This is a genomic window from Gordonia sp. ABSL11-1 (assembly GCF_030315685.1).
Taxonomy (GTDB): domain Bacteria; phylum Actinomycetota; class Actinomycetes; order Mycobacteriales; family Mycobacteriaceae; genus Gordonia.
Map to the genome: position 1 here is coordinate 35,974 of NZ_JASXSI010000012.1, position 15,059 is coordinate 51,032.

The 15,059-nt window shown below is 66.4% G+C and carries 14 protein-coding genes and 1 pseudogene; 8 read left to right on the forward strand and 7 right to left on the reverse strand.

Annotated features, from left to right (window positions below):
* Positions 1-96: 96 nt before the first annotated feature.
* Positions 97-732 carry a TetR/AcrR family transcriptional regulator gene (locus QSJ19_RS14445; RefSeq protein WP_286321364.1) on the reverse strand — a complete coding sequence of 212 codons (636 nt, stop codon included), beginning with the start codon at positions 730-732 and terminating at the stop codon, positions 97-99.
* Between the two features lie 116 nt (positions 733-848).
* Here QSJ19_RS14445 and QSJ19_RS14450 point away from each other — a divergent pair, with 116 nt between their 5' ends.
* Both QSJ19_RS14450 and QSJ19_RS14455 read left to right on the forward strand, forming a co-directional pair.
* Positions 849-1,847 carry an ABC transporter substrate-binding protein gene (locus QSJ19_RS14450; protein WP_286321366.1) on the forward strand — a complete coding sequence of 333 codons (999 nt, stop codon included), beginning with the start codon at positions 849-851 and terminating at the stop codon, positions 1,845-1,847.
* Positions 1,847-2,836 (forward strand): amidohydrolase family protein, encoded by a 990-nt coding sequence (locus tag QSJ19_RS14455; RefSeq protein WP_286321368.1) that lies wholly within the window; start codon positions 1,847-1,849, stop codon positions 2,834-2,836. Before QSJ19_RS14450 ends, QSJ19_RS14455 begins: the two co-directional genes overlap by 1 nt.
* A 328-nt stretch (positions 2,837-3,164) precedes the next feature.
* Here the strand turns inward: QSJ19_RS14455 and QSJ19_RS14460 are convergent.
* Positions 3,165-3,746, reverse strand: a pseudogene (locus QSJ19_RS14460) (dihydrofolate reductase family protein).
* Positions 3,747-3,840: 94 nt separating this feature from the next.
* On the opposite strand from QSJ19_RS14460, the gene QSJ19_RS14465 reads away from it, so the two are divergent.
* Positions 3,841-4,422 (forward strand): dihydrofolate reductase family protein, encoded by a 582-nt coding sequence (locus QSJ19_RS14465; protein ID WP_286321369.1) that lies wholly within the window; start codon positions 3,841-3,843, stop codon positions 4,420-4,422.
* A gap of 46 nt (positions 4,423-4,468) precedes the next feature.
* Here the strand turns inward: QSJ19_RS14465 and QSJ19_RS14470 are convergent, their stop codons facing one another.
* On the reverse strand, positions 4,469-4,771 hold the full coding sequence (locus tag QSJ19_RS14470) for a hypothetical protein (RefSeq protein ID WP_286321371.1): 303 nt from the start codon (positions 4,769-4,771) through the stop codon (positions 4,469-4,471).
* A complete protein-coding gene (locus QSJ19_RS14475; protein ID WP_286321532.1) occupies positions 4,768-5,346 on the reverse strand; it encodes a recombinase family protein in 579 nt (192 codons plus the stop codon). Before QSJ19_RS14475 ends, QSJ19_RS14470 begins: the two co-directional genes overlap by 4 nt.
* A 172-nt stretch (positions 5,347-5,518) precedes the next feature.
* Between QSJ19_RS14475 and QSJ19_RS14480 the strand changes: the two genes are divergently transcribed.
* Positions 5,519-5,701, forward strand: a complete 183-nt coding sequence (locus QSJ19_RS14480) for a hypothetical protein (RefSeq protein WP_286321373.1) — start codon at positions 5,519-5,521, stop codon at positions 5,699-5,701.
* Between the two features lie 695 nt (positions 5,702-6,396).
* Positions 6,397-6,600, forward strand: a complete 204-nt coding sequence (locus QSJ19_RS14485) for a hypothetical protein (RefSeq protein WP_286321374.1) — start codon at positions 6,397-6,399, stop codon at positions 6,598-6,600.
* Positions 6,601-6,632: 32 nt separating this feature from the next.
* Here the strand turns inward: QSJ19_RS14485 and QSJ19_RS14490 are convergent, their stop codons facing one another.
* A complete protein-coding gene (locus QSJ19_RS14490; protein ID WP_286321375.1) occupies positions 6,633-7,253 on the reverse strand; it encodes a TetR/AcrR family transcriptional regulator in 621 nt (206 codons plus the stop codon).
* 70 nt (positions 7,254-7,323) lie between these two features.
* Here QSJ19_RS14490 and QSJ19_RS14495 point away from each other — a divergent pair, with 70 nt between their 5' ends.
* Positions 7,324-8,196 carry an alpha/beta fold hydrolase gene (locus QSJ19_RS14495; protein WP_286321377.1) on the forward strand — a complete coding sequence of 291 codons (873 nt, stop codon included), beginning with the start codon at positions 7,324-7,326 and terminating at the stop codon, positions 8,194-8,196.
* A 169-nt stretch (positions 8,197-8,365) separates the two neighbouring features.
* Positions 8,366-9,385 carry an LLM class flavin-dependent oxidoreductase gene (locus QSJ19_RS14500; protein ID WP_286321378.1) on the forward strand — a complete coding sequence of 340 codons (1,020 nt, stop codon included), beginning with the start codon at positions 8,366-8,368 and terminating at the stop codon, positions 9,383-9,385.
* A 12-nt stretch (positions 9,386-9,397) separates the two neighbouring features.
* Here the strand turns inward: QSJ19_RS14500 and QSJ19_RS14505 are convergent, their stop codons facing one another.
* Complete coding sequence (locus QSJ19_RS14505) at positions 9,398-11,014, reverse strand: FAD-dependent monooxygenase (protein ID WP_286321379.1); 1,617 nt, start codon at positions 11,012-11,014, stop codon at positions 9,398-9,400.
* Positions 11,015-11,196: 182 nt separating this feature from the next.
* Between QSJ19_RS14505 and QSJ19_RS14510 the strand changes: the two genes are divergently transcribed.
* Positions 11,197-13,581, forward strand: coding sequence for a Tex family protein (locus QSJ19_RS14510; protein WP_502876183.1), 2,385 nt, complete (start codon positions 11,197-11,199; stop codon positions 13,579-13,581).
* A 64-nt stretch (positions 13,582-13,645) separates the two neighbouring features.
* Here the strand turns inward: QSJ19_RS14510 and QSJ19_RS14515 are convergent, their stop codons facing one another.
* Positions 13,646-15,001: a glycoside hydrolase family 183 protein gene (locus QSJ19_RS14515; protein ID WP_502876184.1), complete on the reverse strand. Its 1,356-nt coding sequence runs from the start codon at positions 14,999-15,001 to the stop codon at positions 13,646-13,648.
* Positions 15,002-15,059 lie beyond the last annotated feature (58 nt).

The window sequence follows — 15,059 nt, forward strand, 5'->3', positions numbered from 1 at the left end:
CGTCTCGGTCCCCAAGGACGGTAGATGCACTTCCGGCGTCTCGATCGTCCACCCGCTGCGCCCTCGCCGCCTTCTTCACCGTCACGGGCGTGGGCATCAGTGCCGGACGACAGCAATTTCGTCGAGCATGGACGCCATCCCGTCGAGGAACCCGTGAGGATCGTCGAGGCCAAACGCCGTGCGTTGCAGCACGAAGCCGTGGAGAAGGGCCATGACAACCCGCGTGGTTTGTTCAAGGTCAATGCTGTTGGCCACGTTTCCTTGCTCTTGTCCGCGGCGTAGCGCTTCGATCATCCGACCGCGCATGGCTTCGAAGCCTTGCTCGGCTCGGCTTCGCAATGTCTCATTGCGCAACAACTCGGCCCAAGCCTGTACCGCGCAGCGCAGTAGCTCTTCGATGGGAACCGCGTCTCCTGCGGCATCGACGCTCACCGTGTCGCCGGCGCGCGAGACCGCGGCGCGGATCAGGTCCGAGACCGCGAGAGCTTCTCCCTGCTCGACGGCGCGCTCCAACGGCTGGAAAATCACGTGGAAAGCGTCTCCCGCGATCTCGAGGATGATCTCTTCCTTGCTGGAGAAGTAGCGGTACGGAGCGCCGATCGAGACGCCCGCTTCGGCGGCGATATCCGGCATGGAGCTCTGGTGGAACCCATCCCGCGAGAAGCATCGGCGCGCGGCCGCGACGATCTGTGCGCGCCGGGCGGCCCTGCGTTCGTCGGTGAGTCTTGGCATCCGTTCCTCCTCAACCCCATCTTCTCATAGGTGAACGGACGTTCGCCTTGACATCGGCGGGAGACGCGCTCAGGCTCTTTGGTGAATGAACATTCGCGGAATGAGAGGGCACTGAGATGAATGAGCTGCCACTACGCATCGGGGGTTACCGCTACGAGCACACTCGGGCGTTGTTCGATGGAAAGATCCCTATCGACGGTGTCCAGCCGACGTTCGTGTCGTCGGCGTTGATCTCGGATGTGTTCGAGCAGATGGCCGGCGGCGAGCTGGATGTCGCGGAGTACGGGTTCACGTACTTCTTGCGGAGTTGGGACACCCCGGAGTCGCCGTTGGTCGCATTGCCGATCTTCCCGAACCGCAATTTCCGGCACGAGGCCTTGTTTGTGTCCGAGCGCAGCGGCATCGGGCGCCCCGAGGACCTCGCTGGGAAGACGATCGGGGAGTTTGCGCTGTGGGGCCATGATCCGGGCGTGTGGATGAAGGGCATCCTCGCGGACGAGTACGGCGTGACGCCGGAGCAGTGCCGATGGGTGATCGGGGGCACGGACTTCCCGATCCCATCATTCGACTGGATTCCCCAGCCAGTGCCGGACGGCGTCGATGTTCGGCATGCGCCAGAGGATGCCACCCTGGCGGACATGCTGGAGTCGGGAGAGATCGACGCGCTTCTGTCGGTCGACGTTCCGAAGGCGTTGCTGAACGGATCGACGACGATCCGGCGTCTCTTCCCCGACTATCCGAGCGTAGAGCGCGATTACTACCACCGCACCGGCGTCCACCCGATGATGCATGTGGTCGCGATTCGCCGTGAGATCGTCGCTGAGCATCCCGAGGTCGCGCGCGCGCTCTATGACGCCTACTGCACCGACAAGGATCGGCTTCAGGACTATTACCGCGACCAAGCGTCGAAGCAGCACATGGGTGTCATCACTCCGTGGTTCAGTGCCTTGTTCGAGGAAAACCGGCGCGTGCTGGGTGAGGACTGGTGGCCGTACGGTGTCGAACGCAATCGCAAGGCCGTCGACACCTTCCTGCGTTATCACCACGAGCAAGGCCTGTCCCGAACGCTGCTCACCAGCGATGACATCTTCACCCCCACCCTCTTGGACACCTGATGCGCGTCATCGCCCTCGAGGAGCACGTTGCAACGGCTGAACTGCTGAACGCGTGGTCCCGGCTCGCATCCTCGGATCGCGATCTGGCGTATCAGCCGGCCAAACAGGGAGAAACTGCGCGCAGGCTTCTGGACACAGGCGACGTTCGACGGGCTGCGATGGCCGCATCAGGTGTCGACGTCCAGGTGCTCTCTCTTACGACACCTGGGCTACAAAACCTCCCCGTCGTCGATGCCCTCGCACTGCAGAGCTCAACGAACGAACGCATCGCCGACATGGTCCGCGGCGACCCGACGCACTTCCAGGGGCTGGCAGCGCTCGCCACCGGATCGCCAGTCAAGGCCGCGGCGGAGCTGGAGCGAGCGGTCCGAGAGCTTGGACTGGACGGCGCAATGCTCTACGGGCGCACAGGCGAGATCAGCCTGGATGATCCTGCTCTGGAGCCCATCTGGTCCGCCGCCGAAGCTCTGAACGTACCGTTGCACCTGCATCCGCAATCGCCGCCTCGCTCGGTGCGGGAGGCGTATTACTCCGGATTCGATTCCGCGGTCTCGGCCGGACTTGCCACCCACGGCATCGGATGGCACTACGACTCCGGGTTGCAGTTCCTGCGCATGGTGTTCGGCGGCGTCTTCGACCGACACCCTCACTTGCAGCTCGTGATCGGGCACTGGGGTGAGCTCGTGCTGTTCTACCTGGAGCGAGTCCAGCACCTCGCCGAAATCGCGGGTCTGCAGCGGTCACTGACCGAGTACGCACGCACCCACCTATATGTGACCCCGAGCGGAATGCTCAGCAGCCGGTACCTCGCCTGGGCAACCGAGGTAATCGGCACCGACCGGATCCTCTTCGCCACAGATTATCCCTTCGAGCCAGCCTCGCAGTCCGGCGCCCGAGCCTTTCTGGAGACGTCAGCGCTCCCGATCGCCGCACGCGAGGCGATCGCGTCCGGGAACTGGGAGCGGCTGCGCGCGGAAATGCGACGATGAACTCGACCCCACTGCGCTTCGGTTCCACGGCACACGAGCACCTCGCGGACCTCATCGACGGCCACATCACCATCGACGGATCACCGGTGCAGTACACGAGCTCGACCTTGGCCACCGAGATCTTCGTATCTGCATGTGAGCAGAGGGACATTATCAGTTGGCGCCGACAAGGGGACGATTTTGCTAGCGACTGTTACCTTGCATCCGAGAAGGTGGGCTTGCCATCCGATGAGCACCCGCTGTGGAGTCGACCTACCCGCGATGTCGCCTGATCACAGTTGGACACATTCAGTAATAGCTCACTGGCACGCAGGCGGCGGTCGTCCGCTCATCGGCGCACCCGATAGCGCAGATGCAGCACGCGATCACCCCGGATCACCTCGTCGGGGTCGTCCAGCAGATGTTGTCCCCCAGCCGATCCGAAGTAGCGCTTGCCAGACCCGAACATCACGGGCACCACATCCATACGCACCTCGTCGATCAGACCCGCCGCGAACACCTGGCCACCGACGTCTCCGGCGGCGACCTCGACGAGGCGATCACCCGCGAGCGCCTGTGCTGTGGTCATTGCCTCGTCGACGCTGCCGACGAAGTGAAATGGCATCGACGGGTCCCAATCCAGCCGTGCCGGTCGGTGTGTCACGACGACCACGTGATCGACGCCGCCCGGCGGCACCCCATCCCATCCGTCCGTCAGATCGAAGACGTGGCGGCCGACGACGGTGACCCCGATCCGATCCCAGTACGGGCGGGTGTAGTCCTGGGACGCCTACGACACCGTCAACGCGCCGCTCTCGTCGAGTGGCACGTCGCCGCTCAGCAACCAGTCGAACAAGGGACCGGGCTGGTCGTCGTCATCCGCGATGAACCCGTCGACCGATACCGCGCCGTACATCACCGCGTGGCCCATCGCGCTCCTCTGCTGGGGTGCATTCAGGTCAGGGCCTTCGGTTCTCCCACGGTGGCACTCCGACGCGGTGCTCCGCCCGTGTCAGGATGACGTCGTGCGCAAACTCGTCTACTACGTGGCCACGACCCTCGACGGTTTCATCGCCGGGCCCGACGGCGGCGATCCTTCAGGAAACGAATTCTTCCCCGTCACCGACGACGTGGTCCGGTTCATCGTCGACAACCATCCCGAGACGCTACCGGCACCGGCCCGTCAGGCCCTCGGCATCGACGGTCCCGGGATCGTGTTCGACACCGTGGTGGAAGGACGTGCTTCCTACGAGGTGGGGCTGGCCGCCGGAATGGACGACGCGTATACCCACCTACGGCATCTCGTCGTCTCTCGAACGTTGGACCAGGTGCCTTCTGCCGCAATCGAACTGGTTCGCGCAGATCCCTGTGAACGGGTGCGCGAACTCAAGAGCGACGACGGCCTCGACATCTGGTTGGTGGGTGGCGGCACGCTGGCCCACGCGCTGCTTCCCGAGATCGACCGGCTGATCCTGAAGGTCAATCCGGCCGTCATCGGGGACGGTATCCCGCTCTTCGCCGGGCCGTTCACACCGGCCTTGTTCACTCCGGTGGACGAGACCGCGCTGCCGGCTGGCGTGCGTGTGCTGACGTACGACCGGCGGTGACCCACTGACGCTTGTCCGGTTGTATCCGGCGTGGCAGCCGGGGCGCTCAGTCCCGACCGTGCCGTAGATGCCCGTACAGCGCGGCGCGGTACCCGCGTGTGTAACTCGGCTCGTCGTCGTCCGGGTCGGGAGGGCACGCCATGATCGTCGACGCGTGGTGCCGGGCCCACGACGACGGCATCTCCTCCAGGCTCGTGAGCGCGTCGGTGAAGCCCTGCTGGAACAGATCGGGGTCGAGGTGTGCGTCCAACTCGGCGTCGTAGATCGGGAAGGACGTCGGGAGGCGGGTGACGACGCCGTGCGGCGTGACGATGTCGAGCTCGGGAAGGTCTGGATCGATGGTGGTCAACGGACCGAACGCCTTTCGGCCAAGGTGCGGTACAGCGTCGCGCGACTCACACCGAGCGCAGCGGCGATCGACGGAACGGGTTGGCCGGCGGCACGCATGCGCTCGGCCACGTCGATCTGATCGTCGTCGAGGGCCCGCGGCCGTCCGACGGTGGACGTGGAGTCCGTGCGTGGCCTCGCGGTCGACCGTCGTTGCCCCTCGATCTCCGCGTCGAGTTCGGCAAGGGATGCGAGAACCCCGACGATCATCGCTCCCGCCGGGTCGTCGGTGTCGAGACCCTCGCGGAGAGAACGCAGTCCGATCCGTCGCCCGGACAGTTCACGCGCAGTGGCGAGGACCTCCGGCGCGTTCCGCCCGAGACGGTCGATCCCGACGACGACAGTGGTGTCGCCGGGACGTGCATAGTCGAGCAAGGCGGTCAGTCCCTGTCGTGGGGGAGTGGACGACACCGATTCCGGATTGTCGGCCGCATCGGTGTAGATCCGCGCCGGATCGACCCCGGCGCCGGTCAGGGCGTCGATCTGCGGGGACAGCGGATGCATCCCCGCGGTCTCGCGCGCATAACCCAGGGCCATGCCGGCCCCGGTCGTCGCATCGGATGTCATGCACGTGATTGTATCTCAAAAGTCTCGAAATAACGATCACCACGTCCAACGCTAATGAGATTATGAGATGACCGGAACAGTAGAGATTATGAGTTCAATGTGCGTTGATCAATGTCGTATCTCAAAAGGTGCGAGTTCTGCAATGAGTCTACAGAATATCGAGATACTGGGCGGGGCCAGATGCGCGAATGCCGGCGCACCCGCGAAGGGCATCGCGAAACCCGTTTGCGCGGGATCGGCCGCCGGCCCGGCGGCCGCCACCGGGAGGGCGGCGAGCGACATCAGGCCGGTGGGGACGACCGCCGCCATCGCGACTGCCCGGTGACGTCGCCGGTGCGGATGGCGGTGGAGTGCATCGCGTCGGCGCGTTCCGGGCTCGCCGGGCTCCGTGATGGTGTGCACTGGCGCAATCTCTCCGCGGCAGGGCGAGTCGGTCGGACTCGTGATCGGTTCCCTTGCCCCGGTCGGTGGGGTGTCAAGGCGTCCGGTTGTCCGGATCTCGGCCGCATCGTCGTCCGTTCGTCCTCGGTGTCTCGAATCGCGCGTGACGCGAGACCCCGCGGCGATACCACCACCGAGATCAGTCCCGGACCCAAGGACTCCCGCCATGGCACGGAAGAGCGCCGGATCGCCCGATCTCACCCCACAGCATGCCGACACACCGTAGGTGTGCGCAGGGCTTTCCCGCGCTGACCGGTGACGCCCACAACGACGTCACACGCTTCACCTATGGTTTCGTCGGCTTCGTCTACGCCTTCTTCATCGGTTCATCGTGTCCGCCATGTGGGGTGAGATCAACACCGCAGACGCCAACGCCAGGGCCGCCGACCACACCCGTTCCGTCCGGGCCGACGCCGCTCTCATGCGACTGCGGGCCGGCCGCCGCGACGTGCAACCCGCCACGGACCTCGAGAAGTCCACGCTGACAGCCAGTATCGCCAACCTGGACAAGCTGGGTCAGGCCGGACGATCCGACTGCTCACCGCACAGAACGATGTCGGCCCACCGTGGCCGCTGTGGGTGGTCATCTACCTGACCAGCACCATGGTGCTCGGCACGATCATCATCTATGGCGCGGAACGTCCCGCCCTGCATTACCCAATGGTGGTGATCGTGTCGATCATCGTCGCCACCAAACCTGTTTCTGATCCTCGAGTTGTCGCGCGTTCATCGGTGACATCGCCACGAATCCGGATCCACTGCACGAGGCCGTGTGGGACCTGACCAACACGCCATCGTGAGTCGCGACGAGGCCGTCAGGGCCCGGCGGTCCCGTCGCGCATACTCGTGCGGGCCTGGGCGACAAACCATGCCTCCCACTCGGATCCGGACCAGCCGCGGTCGCCCACCAATCGCAGCCAGACGGATCGGGCAGCCAACGACCAGATCTCGTCAACCAGGCGGTCGGCCGGTTCGGCCCCGAGGACGAGTCCCACCGCGAAACGGATCTCGTCCCAGCGGTTCGCCTCACGCTGACGGAGTCGTTCGGCGGCTTCTGGATCGGTGACCGCGGCCTGATCGAGCACGTGCTGGATGACCGCCGACCTCTCATGCGCCCCGCGCAACCAGTGCGCGCCGGCAGCGAGACGGCGATCGAAGGCGCCGTCGGCCATGGCCCGGTACTCGGGTAGTTCGCGGACGCGCACCCCTCGGCCTGCCGACAGGGCGTTGTCGATACACGCGTCGAGCAGCGCGAGTTTGCCGTCGAACTGCTGATAGACGGTCTGTCGGGTCAACCCGGCTGCAGTCGCCACCGCCGACATCGTCGTCGGAACCCAGCCGTCGGTACAGAAGAGCTCGGTGGCGGTCGTGACCACGAGCGCCCGATTGGCACGCGCCCGGTCGGCGCGCAGTTGCGAGGAATAGGCCCGTGCCACGAACTGAGTCTAGACATAATTCGTTTTACGCTGTGTAATGTTAATGAATCGTCTTCCCGGAGGAGTGACCATGCACGAGTTCCGCGTACCCACCGACCTCGGCCGACTGTCCGTGCGGGAGGTGGGCGACGGCCCCCCGGTCGTCCTGTGGCACAGCATGTTCGTCGACTCACGCAGCTGGGACCGGATCGTGCCCGATCTGGCCGCCGACCATCGCTTGTTCCTCGTCGATGCGCCGTCGGCCGGTCGGAGCGACGCGTTCGAACGGCCTGCGGACATCTCGGCGTGTGCGCGAGCAGCCGAACACGTCGTCGACGACATCCGCCGACGAACCGGCCACGACCGTGTCCAGTGGGTGGGCAACGCCTGGGGCGGCCACGTGGGACTCGACCTCGCCGCGACGCGTCCCGACATGATCTCCGACCTGGTCGCGATCAGCGCCCCCACGCATCCCATCGAGCGCGCCCTACGCCGCAAGGTTCGCCTCCTGCTGCCGTTGTATCGGATCCTCGGAGCGCGCGGGCCCGTGCTCTCGGCGATCGAGGACACCTTGTTCACCGAGCGGACCCGACGCGAGGACGTCGAGGCGATGGGCATCCTGCACGATTCCCTGTCCACGTCCGGGCGGTCGATGATCGCCGCCGTCGAGACCGCGATCCTCAATCGCACCGACCTCGGATGGGCCGCGGGTCGAATCGCGGCACCGGTCGCGTTCGTCACGACCGACGACCGCGGCGAGTGGACACCGGAGGAGGCGCGAGCCGTCGCGGCCACGATGGTCGATGCCGTTGAAATCACCGTCTCCGGTGCGCGAGTGATCCCGGCGCTCGAACGTCCGGGGGCCACCGTCGGCGCGATCCGTTCGTTCTGGGCCGACGTGGACCGGCGACCTTCCGCCCGCCGGCCCGAGCGCGAACCCGAACCATCGCCGATCGTGTCCTGAATTTCATCGAGCGTGCCCTCGCTGGGCACGCTCGATGAAATTCAGGACACGATCGGCGAGAACCGGGCGGCTGCAAGCCTGTTCGGTGGCGCGCGGCCTCCCGGCTTTCCGGATGTCATACTGGCCCCTGTCCACACGCCGGTTCACACGCCGGTCCCCGGGAGGTCATGTGCCACGTCCAGGCGAGCCCCTTCACAAATTGGGTTTCCTGACCATCGGTCGGTTCGATGGGGCGGATCCCCGTCCCGGACACCTCGAGACGCTGTCGGTGATCGAGCGCGCGGAGGACCTCGGGTTCGACAGTGTCTGGTTGCGGGATCGCCATCTGCAGTTCGGGATCTCATCGCCGGTCGCGATGCTCGCGGCGGCTGCCGTCCGGACCTCCCGGATCGAACTGGGTACCGCGGTCATCCCGCTCGGACTGGAGAATCCGTTCCGCCTCGCCGAGGACCTTGCCACCGTCGACGTGCTCTCCGGAGGCCGGCTGAATCCCGGGGTCTCGGTCGGCACGCCCATGCGCTACGACGACTACCGCCATGCGCTGTACCCGCAGACCCACGATCTCGAGGACTTCTCGAAGAACCGGGTCGTCCGTCTCCTCGACAACCTGCGCGGCAACCCGGTGAGCTCGTTCGAGGGAACGATCGGCATCGAGACGTATTCAACTCGCGTGCAGCCATATTCGCCCGGACTCGCCGACCGCGTCTGGTACGGCGGCGGACTCGCGTCGGCGATCTGGGCCGGACAGCAGGGGCTGAACTATCTGACGTCGTCGGTGGTCAGTATCGAAGGCACCGCCTCGCGCGATTTCGCCTCGATCCAGGCCGAGCACATCGACGCCTATCGTGCCCATCACCCTGACCCCGGGCGTGCCAGGGTGTCGCAAGGACTCGTCGTGATCCCGACCGACTCCGCTACCGCCGAACAGGTCCGCAGGTACGAGAAGTATGCGGAGTCACGCCTGCCGCGCACCGCCGGGCCCCAGGGACCGCGCGGCATGATGTTCTCCCCGGACCTGGTCGGTCCGTCCGACGAGTTGGCAGCGAAACTATACGCCCACGAAGGTTTTCGGCGCGCGACCGAGGTGACGTTCGCTCTGCCGTTCTCCTTCGAGGCGAATGATTACGCCCAGATCATCGCCGACATGGCGTCCGCGCTGGGGCCCGCCCTCGGATGGTCGCCGGCCTGAATGAGGCTCACGTCAGGCGAACGTCGATGCGAGGTGTTTGCGCATCGACTCGATATCGGCCAACGGGCCGCGATAGCCGAGATAGCCATCCGGTCGCAAGATGAAGACCGAGGAACCTGCCGGCCGATACTGCTGCGCGAATGTGCCTGCCGCATCGCGGATGAGGGGGAGTCCCACGCTGCCCACCTGCGCCTCCGGTGACTCGATCACATAGGTGTGCAGTCGGCCCCGGGCAGCGGACACCGCCTCTGCGGCCAGTGATTCGAGCGCCGCGATGTCACCGGCTCCGGCCGCATCGTCTGCATAGATCAGCGCGGTGTGACCCTTGCGGTCCAGGAGGGAGAACAACCTGATGGGGAAGTTGAGTGCCTCGCGGATCAGGCCGGTGGCGTCGGGGGCGCGCTCGCCGGGACGGGGTCCCGGTCCGGCGTCGGTCCCGGTGACGATCGGACTGTCGGCGTAGCTGATCAGCAGTTGGGCCTCACGGCGGGTGATGAAATCGGGATCCGAGGAGTCCGCTCCGATCCCCTCGCGAGCACTCTTGACCGTCCGGCCGACCACCTCTTCGCCGACTGGACGTCGTTCGGCGTCATAGCTCGCGAGCAATCCGTCGGCTGCGATTCCGTCGACCGCCAGGGCGATCTTCCATGCGAGGTTGTGGGCATCCTGAATCCCTGTGTTCATTCTCTGGGCACCGGTCGGCGGGTGGATGTGGGCCGCGTCCCCGGCGACGAACACCCTTCCGCGCGAATAGGCGTCGACGATCCGATGGCTGATCCGGAAGACCGACGACCAGCGGAGGCCGGACACCGTGGCCGGCTCGGGCGACAGCCGGTCGACGACCGCCTGGATGTGGGACAGCTCCGGAGCGCGGTTGCCCCCGAAGCCGTGTGCGACACCGTCGCCGGACGACGGCGGGGCGGCGGCCAGTTCCTCGGGCACCAGCATGGACATCCGATACCGTCCGTTCCCCGGCAGCGGGATACAGACCAGGAGATCGTCGGTGGTCCCGTCTGACTGGTGCATCGAACGGATGCTGTATCCGCGGGGTTGCGACCAGTCGACCACCACGTCGCCGAGCATGTACTGCTCCTCGAAGGCGGCACCTTCGAAGCTCAGTCCGAGCGTTTTGCGCACCGTGCTGTGGGCTCCGTCGGCTCCCACGACATATCCGACGTGGGCCGTCTCGGTGCCTTCCGGACCTTCGAGGGTGACCGTCACGCCATTCTCGTTCTGCTCGAATCCGGCGAGTCGGGTGCCGCGTTCGATCGTCGTGTCGAGTTCGGTGAGGCGTTCGCGTAACACCCTCTCGGTCTCGTATTGCGGGATGCAATGGAAGCGGAACGGGATGTCGGCGGGTACCTCGAGATCGATACGGCCGACCTCGGCCCCGTGGACGAAGATGATCTGACCGCGCATCTCGACGCCGGCATCGAGGATCTCCCGCAACACCCCCATGCCCTCGAAGATCTCCAGGGTCCTCGGTTGCACGCCCACCGCCTTGGCGTACTGAGGCGGCTCCTCGAGCGGGTCGACGATCCGCACCCGTACGCCGCGCCGCCGCAACTCGATCGCGGCCGTCAGCCCGATCGGTCCTGCGCCGGCGATCATCACATCGACATCGGTCATGGTGAGCGCCCCTCGGTGTCCGGAATTGCGGATCGACAATTGCAGATCGATTATCGCCACCGGACCGCACGGCCGCGCTGTTCGGCACAAATCGGCATCGAAAGGTGGCGTTCGTCGGAACCGCCTGCGCCGAGGTGTCGGTTTCCTTCGGTAGGGTCCTCCGAGTGAATCCGAGCTCATCCGTGAAGTCCGTGAACACGCGAATCGCCGAAGAGTTGTCCGTCGGCGAGGAGCAGGTCGCCGCCGCCGTGCGGCTGCTCGACGACGGCTCCACCGTGCCGTTCATCGCGCGCTACCGGAAAGAGGTGACCGGAAGCCTCGACGACGCCCAACTGCGCACCCTCGACGAACGCCTGCGGTACCTCCGTGAGCTCGACGAGCGACGCGACGCGGTCATCGCGTCGATCGAGGAGCAGGGCAAGCTGACCGACGATCTGAAGGCGGCCCTGCTCGCGGCCGAGACCAAGGCTCGCGTCGAGGACATCTACCTCCCGTACAAACCCAAGCGGCGCACCAAGGCCCAGATCGCCCGCGAGGCGGGCCTGGAACCGCTCGCGGACCGTCTGCTTGCCGATCCCTCACTGGTCCCGGACGATGCGGCAGGGGAGTTCGTCACCGCCGACGTCGCCGATTCCGCCGCGGCGCTCGACGGCGCGCGGCAGATCCTCATCGAACGCGCTTCGGAGGACGCCGAGCTGGTCGGCGCGATCCGCGAGAAGTTCTGGACCGACGGGTCGATGCGCACCGCCGCCCGATCGGAGGCTGCGTCGACATCGGCCGCGGCGCAGAAGTTCCGCGACTACTTCGAGTTCTCCGAACCGCTCGACTCGATGCCCTCACACCGGGTGCTCGCCGTGCTCCGGGGCGAGAAGGAGGAGGCGCTGACCCTCTCGCTCGACGGCGGCGAGGACGAACCCTACGAGGCGATGGTGTCGGCCACGCTCGGCATCGACGCGTCGCGCCCGGGGCCGGGTACGACGTGGCTGGTGACCACCGCGCGCTGGGCCTGGCGGACAAAGCTGATGGTCTCGGCGTCCATCGAGGCACGGGTCCGGCTGCGCCAGCGGGCCGAGGCCGACGCGGTCGGGGTGTTCGCCACGAATCTGAAGGACCTGCTGCTCGCGGCGCCGGCCGGCACATGTCCCACCCTGGGTCTCGATCCCGGCTTCCGTACCGGCGTCAAGGTCGCCGTCGTCGACGGCACCGGCAAGGTGCTCGACACGTGCGCGATCTACCCTCATCAGCCGCAGAAGCAGTGGGATCAGGCCAAGGCGACACTGGCGGCGCTCGTCGCCCGTCACGGGGTCGACCTGGTGGCCATCGGCAATGGCACAGCGTCGCGTGAGACCGACGCTCTGGCAACGGAACTGGTCAACGACATCCGCGCTTCCGGGGAGCGTGCGCCGGCCAAGGCGATCGTGAGTGAGGCCGGGGCGTCGGTGTACTCGGCGTCGGAGTATGCATCGCGGGAACTCCCGCAGCTCGACGTGTCGTTGCGCGGCGCCGTCTCCATCGCCCGGCGGCTCCAGGATCCGCTCGCGGAGCTGGTCAAGATCGACCCCAAGTCGATCGGTGTCGGTCAGTATCAGCACGACGTCACCCCCGGCACACTGGCGCGCAGTCTGGATGCGGTGGTCGAGGATGCGGTGAACGCGGTCGGCGTCGATCTGAACACGGCCTCGGTTCCGTTGCTCTCCCGGGTGTCCGGTGTGACCCCGACGCTCGCGGCGGCGATCGTCGCGCACCGGGACAAGGCCGGACCGTTCCGCAGTCGTGCCGGCCTGCGTGACGTCGCCCGGCTGGGTCCCAAGGCTTTCCAGCAATGCGCCGGATTCCTGCGGATCCGCGACGGCGACGACCCACTGGACTCGTCGGGCGTCCACCCGGAGTCCTATCCGGTGGTCCGGCGCATCCTGGACCGCTCGGGCCTGGCGATCACCGAGCTGATCGGCGACTCCCGCGCACTGCGCACACTACGTCCGGAGGAGTTCGCCGACGACCGGTTCGGCATTCCCACGGTCACCGACATTCTCGCCGAACTCGAGAAGCCCGGACGGGATCCCCGTCCGGCATTCGCCACCGCCACGTTCGCCGCCGGGGTGGAGAAGGTCGCCGACCTGCGTGCGGGCATGGTTCTCGAAGGCGTCGTCACCAACGTGGCCGCGTTCGGTGCGTTCGTCGACGTCGGCGTGCACCAGGACGGTCTCGTCCACGTCTCCGCGATGTCGGACCGGTTCGTGTCCGATCCGCACGAGGTGGTTCGTTCCGGACAAGTTGTGCGGGTCAAGGTGATCGACGTCGACGTGGAACGTCAGCGCATCGGCCTGAGTCTGCGGCTCGACGACGAGCCGGCTTCCGGCGGGCGCGGCCCGGCGTCGAAGAAGAGCGGTGCCGGCGGGCAGTCCGGTGGTCAAGGGTCCCGGGACCGGACGGGCAACCGTGGCGGACAGCGTGGGGATCGCGCCAACCGTTCGGCGAACGGCCGCCGCGACGCCGGCCGGGGCGACCGCAGTCAGCCGAGCGGATCGATGGCGCAGGCATTGCGCGACGCCGGGTTCGGGAAGTGACGTCCGGCCGGGTGCATTCCCATGTGCCCGGCCGCCGGCCGTCCCACCCGGCGACACCGACCGGTCATCTCACCCGGCTGAGGTCGGTGCGCAGCAGCATCACGTTGTAGTCACTCCATCGGGATGCATTGAAGTACAACTCCTTCCCGTCTCCCCGGAGGGCAGGGGAGTCGGGCAGCATCATGGGGCCATAGACGACGACGGCCCCCGGCGGGACGAGCGATTTCGGTCCGCTCCACGGACCTTCCGGGTGGTCGGCGGTGCGCATACGGACTCCGTTGTCGCCGTCGAGCATCACGTACTTCTTGAGGTATGGGCTCCACGCGACCGACAGTTCGGTCACGGGCGCGGGAACGACGATCGCGGAGCCGTCGTCGGGAATCTTCGTGATGTCGTCCACCCAGCCGCGTGCCTGTCCGGCCCAGTACTCATGGCGGTCGAGCGACAGGATGTCCTCAGGCGCGAACCGGGCGAGGAACGCCGCCCCGAATCTGCCGTTGGGAGTGCCGAATTGGTAGACGTATCTGCTGTCGGTGGCCGAATCCGGGCGACCCTTCACGTAGGCGCCTTGCTGGAACTTGCCGTTGTTGTACTCGACCGGCGGAAGGTTGCCCGGCAGCGCCAGCGACACCGGCGCGTTGATCAGGATGGTGTCGGTGTCTGTGGTCCAGGTCTGACCGTTGTTGTCGGAGTGGGCGATCGCCGAGAAGTTGGTGACCCAGTGGCCGGCGCTGCCCCATGATCGCACCGACATGTAGTTGATGAACTGCCGGAATCCGCCGCCGGGCTGCGGCAGGGAGATCGCGGTCGTCGGGATGGTCGTCACCTCGACGTTGCTGATCCCGAGAGACGGGATGAGTTGTTGCGCGTAGTTCGGTTGGCCGGGCGCGATGACGGTGCCGGAGTTCACATCACCCGCGACACCGTTGGGAACGCTGATGCCGTCGGAGAGTCTGTCATCGGTCGTCCGGAGCAGGACGTTGTGTCGCCACTGCTGACCACCTGCGTTGCAGTTGCCGAAAGTATCTCCGAATGCCATCAGAGTCTGGCCTGTTCCGTTGTCCCAGCTGATGCCGAGGTCTGTGCCGGTGATGCCGAACCGGCTGTAGGTGCGGTTCGGGCTGATCGGCCCGGTGACCCAGGAGATCGTCCGTGTGTTCGTTCCGACGAACGGCACCAACGGACCCTGCGGCCCCAGACTCGGGATGTCGGAACTGCCCGACGAGCCGCTCGATCCCGAGGACCCCAGCGAACCCGACGACCCGAGGGAACCGGTATCGAGGAAACTCGATCCGAATCCGCCGTTGCCGCATGGAGCTGCCTCCGCGGTCCCGGCTCCCTGGGTCAGCGACAGAACCGACGCCGACACCGTGATCGCACCGGCGAGCGCGAGGCGCACGCCATTCCCGAGACGACGCACCCCAACCTCCACGGTTTGCTGTTACTCATGTGACCTGTGGGGCCATTGTTACCTATGA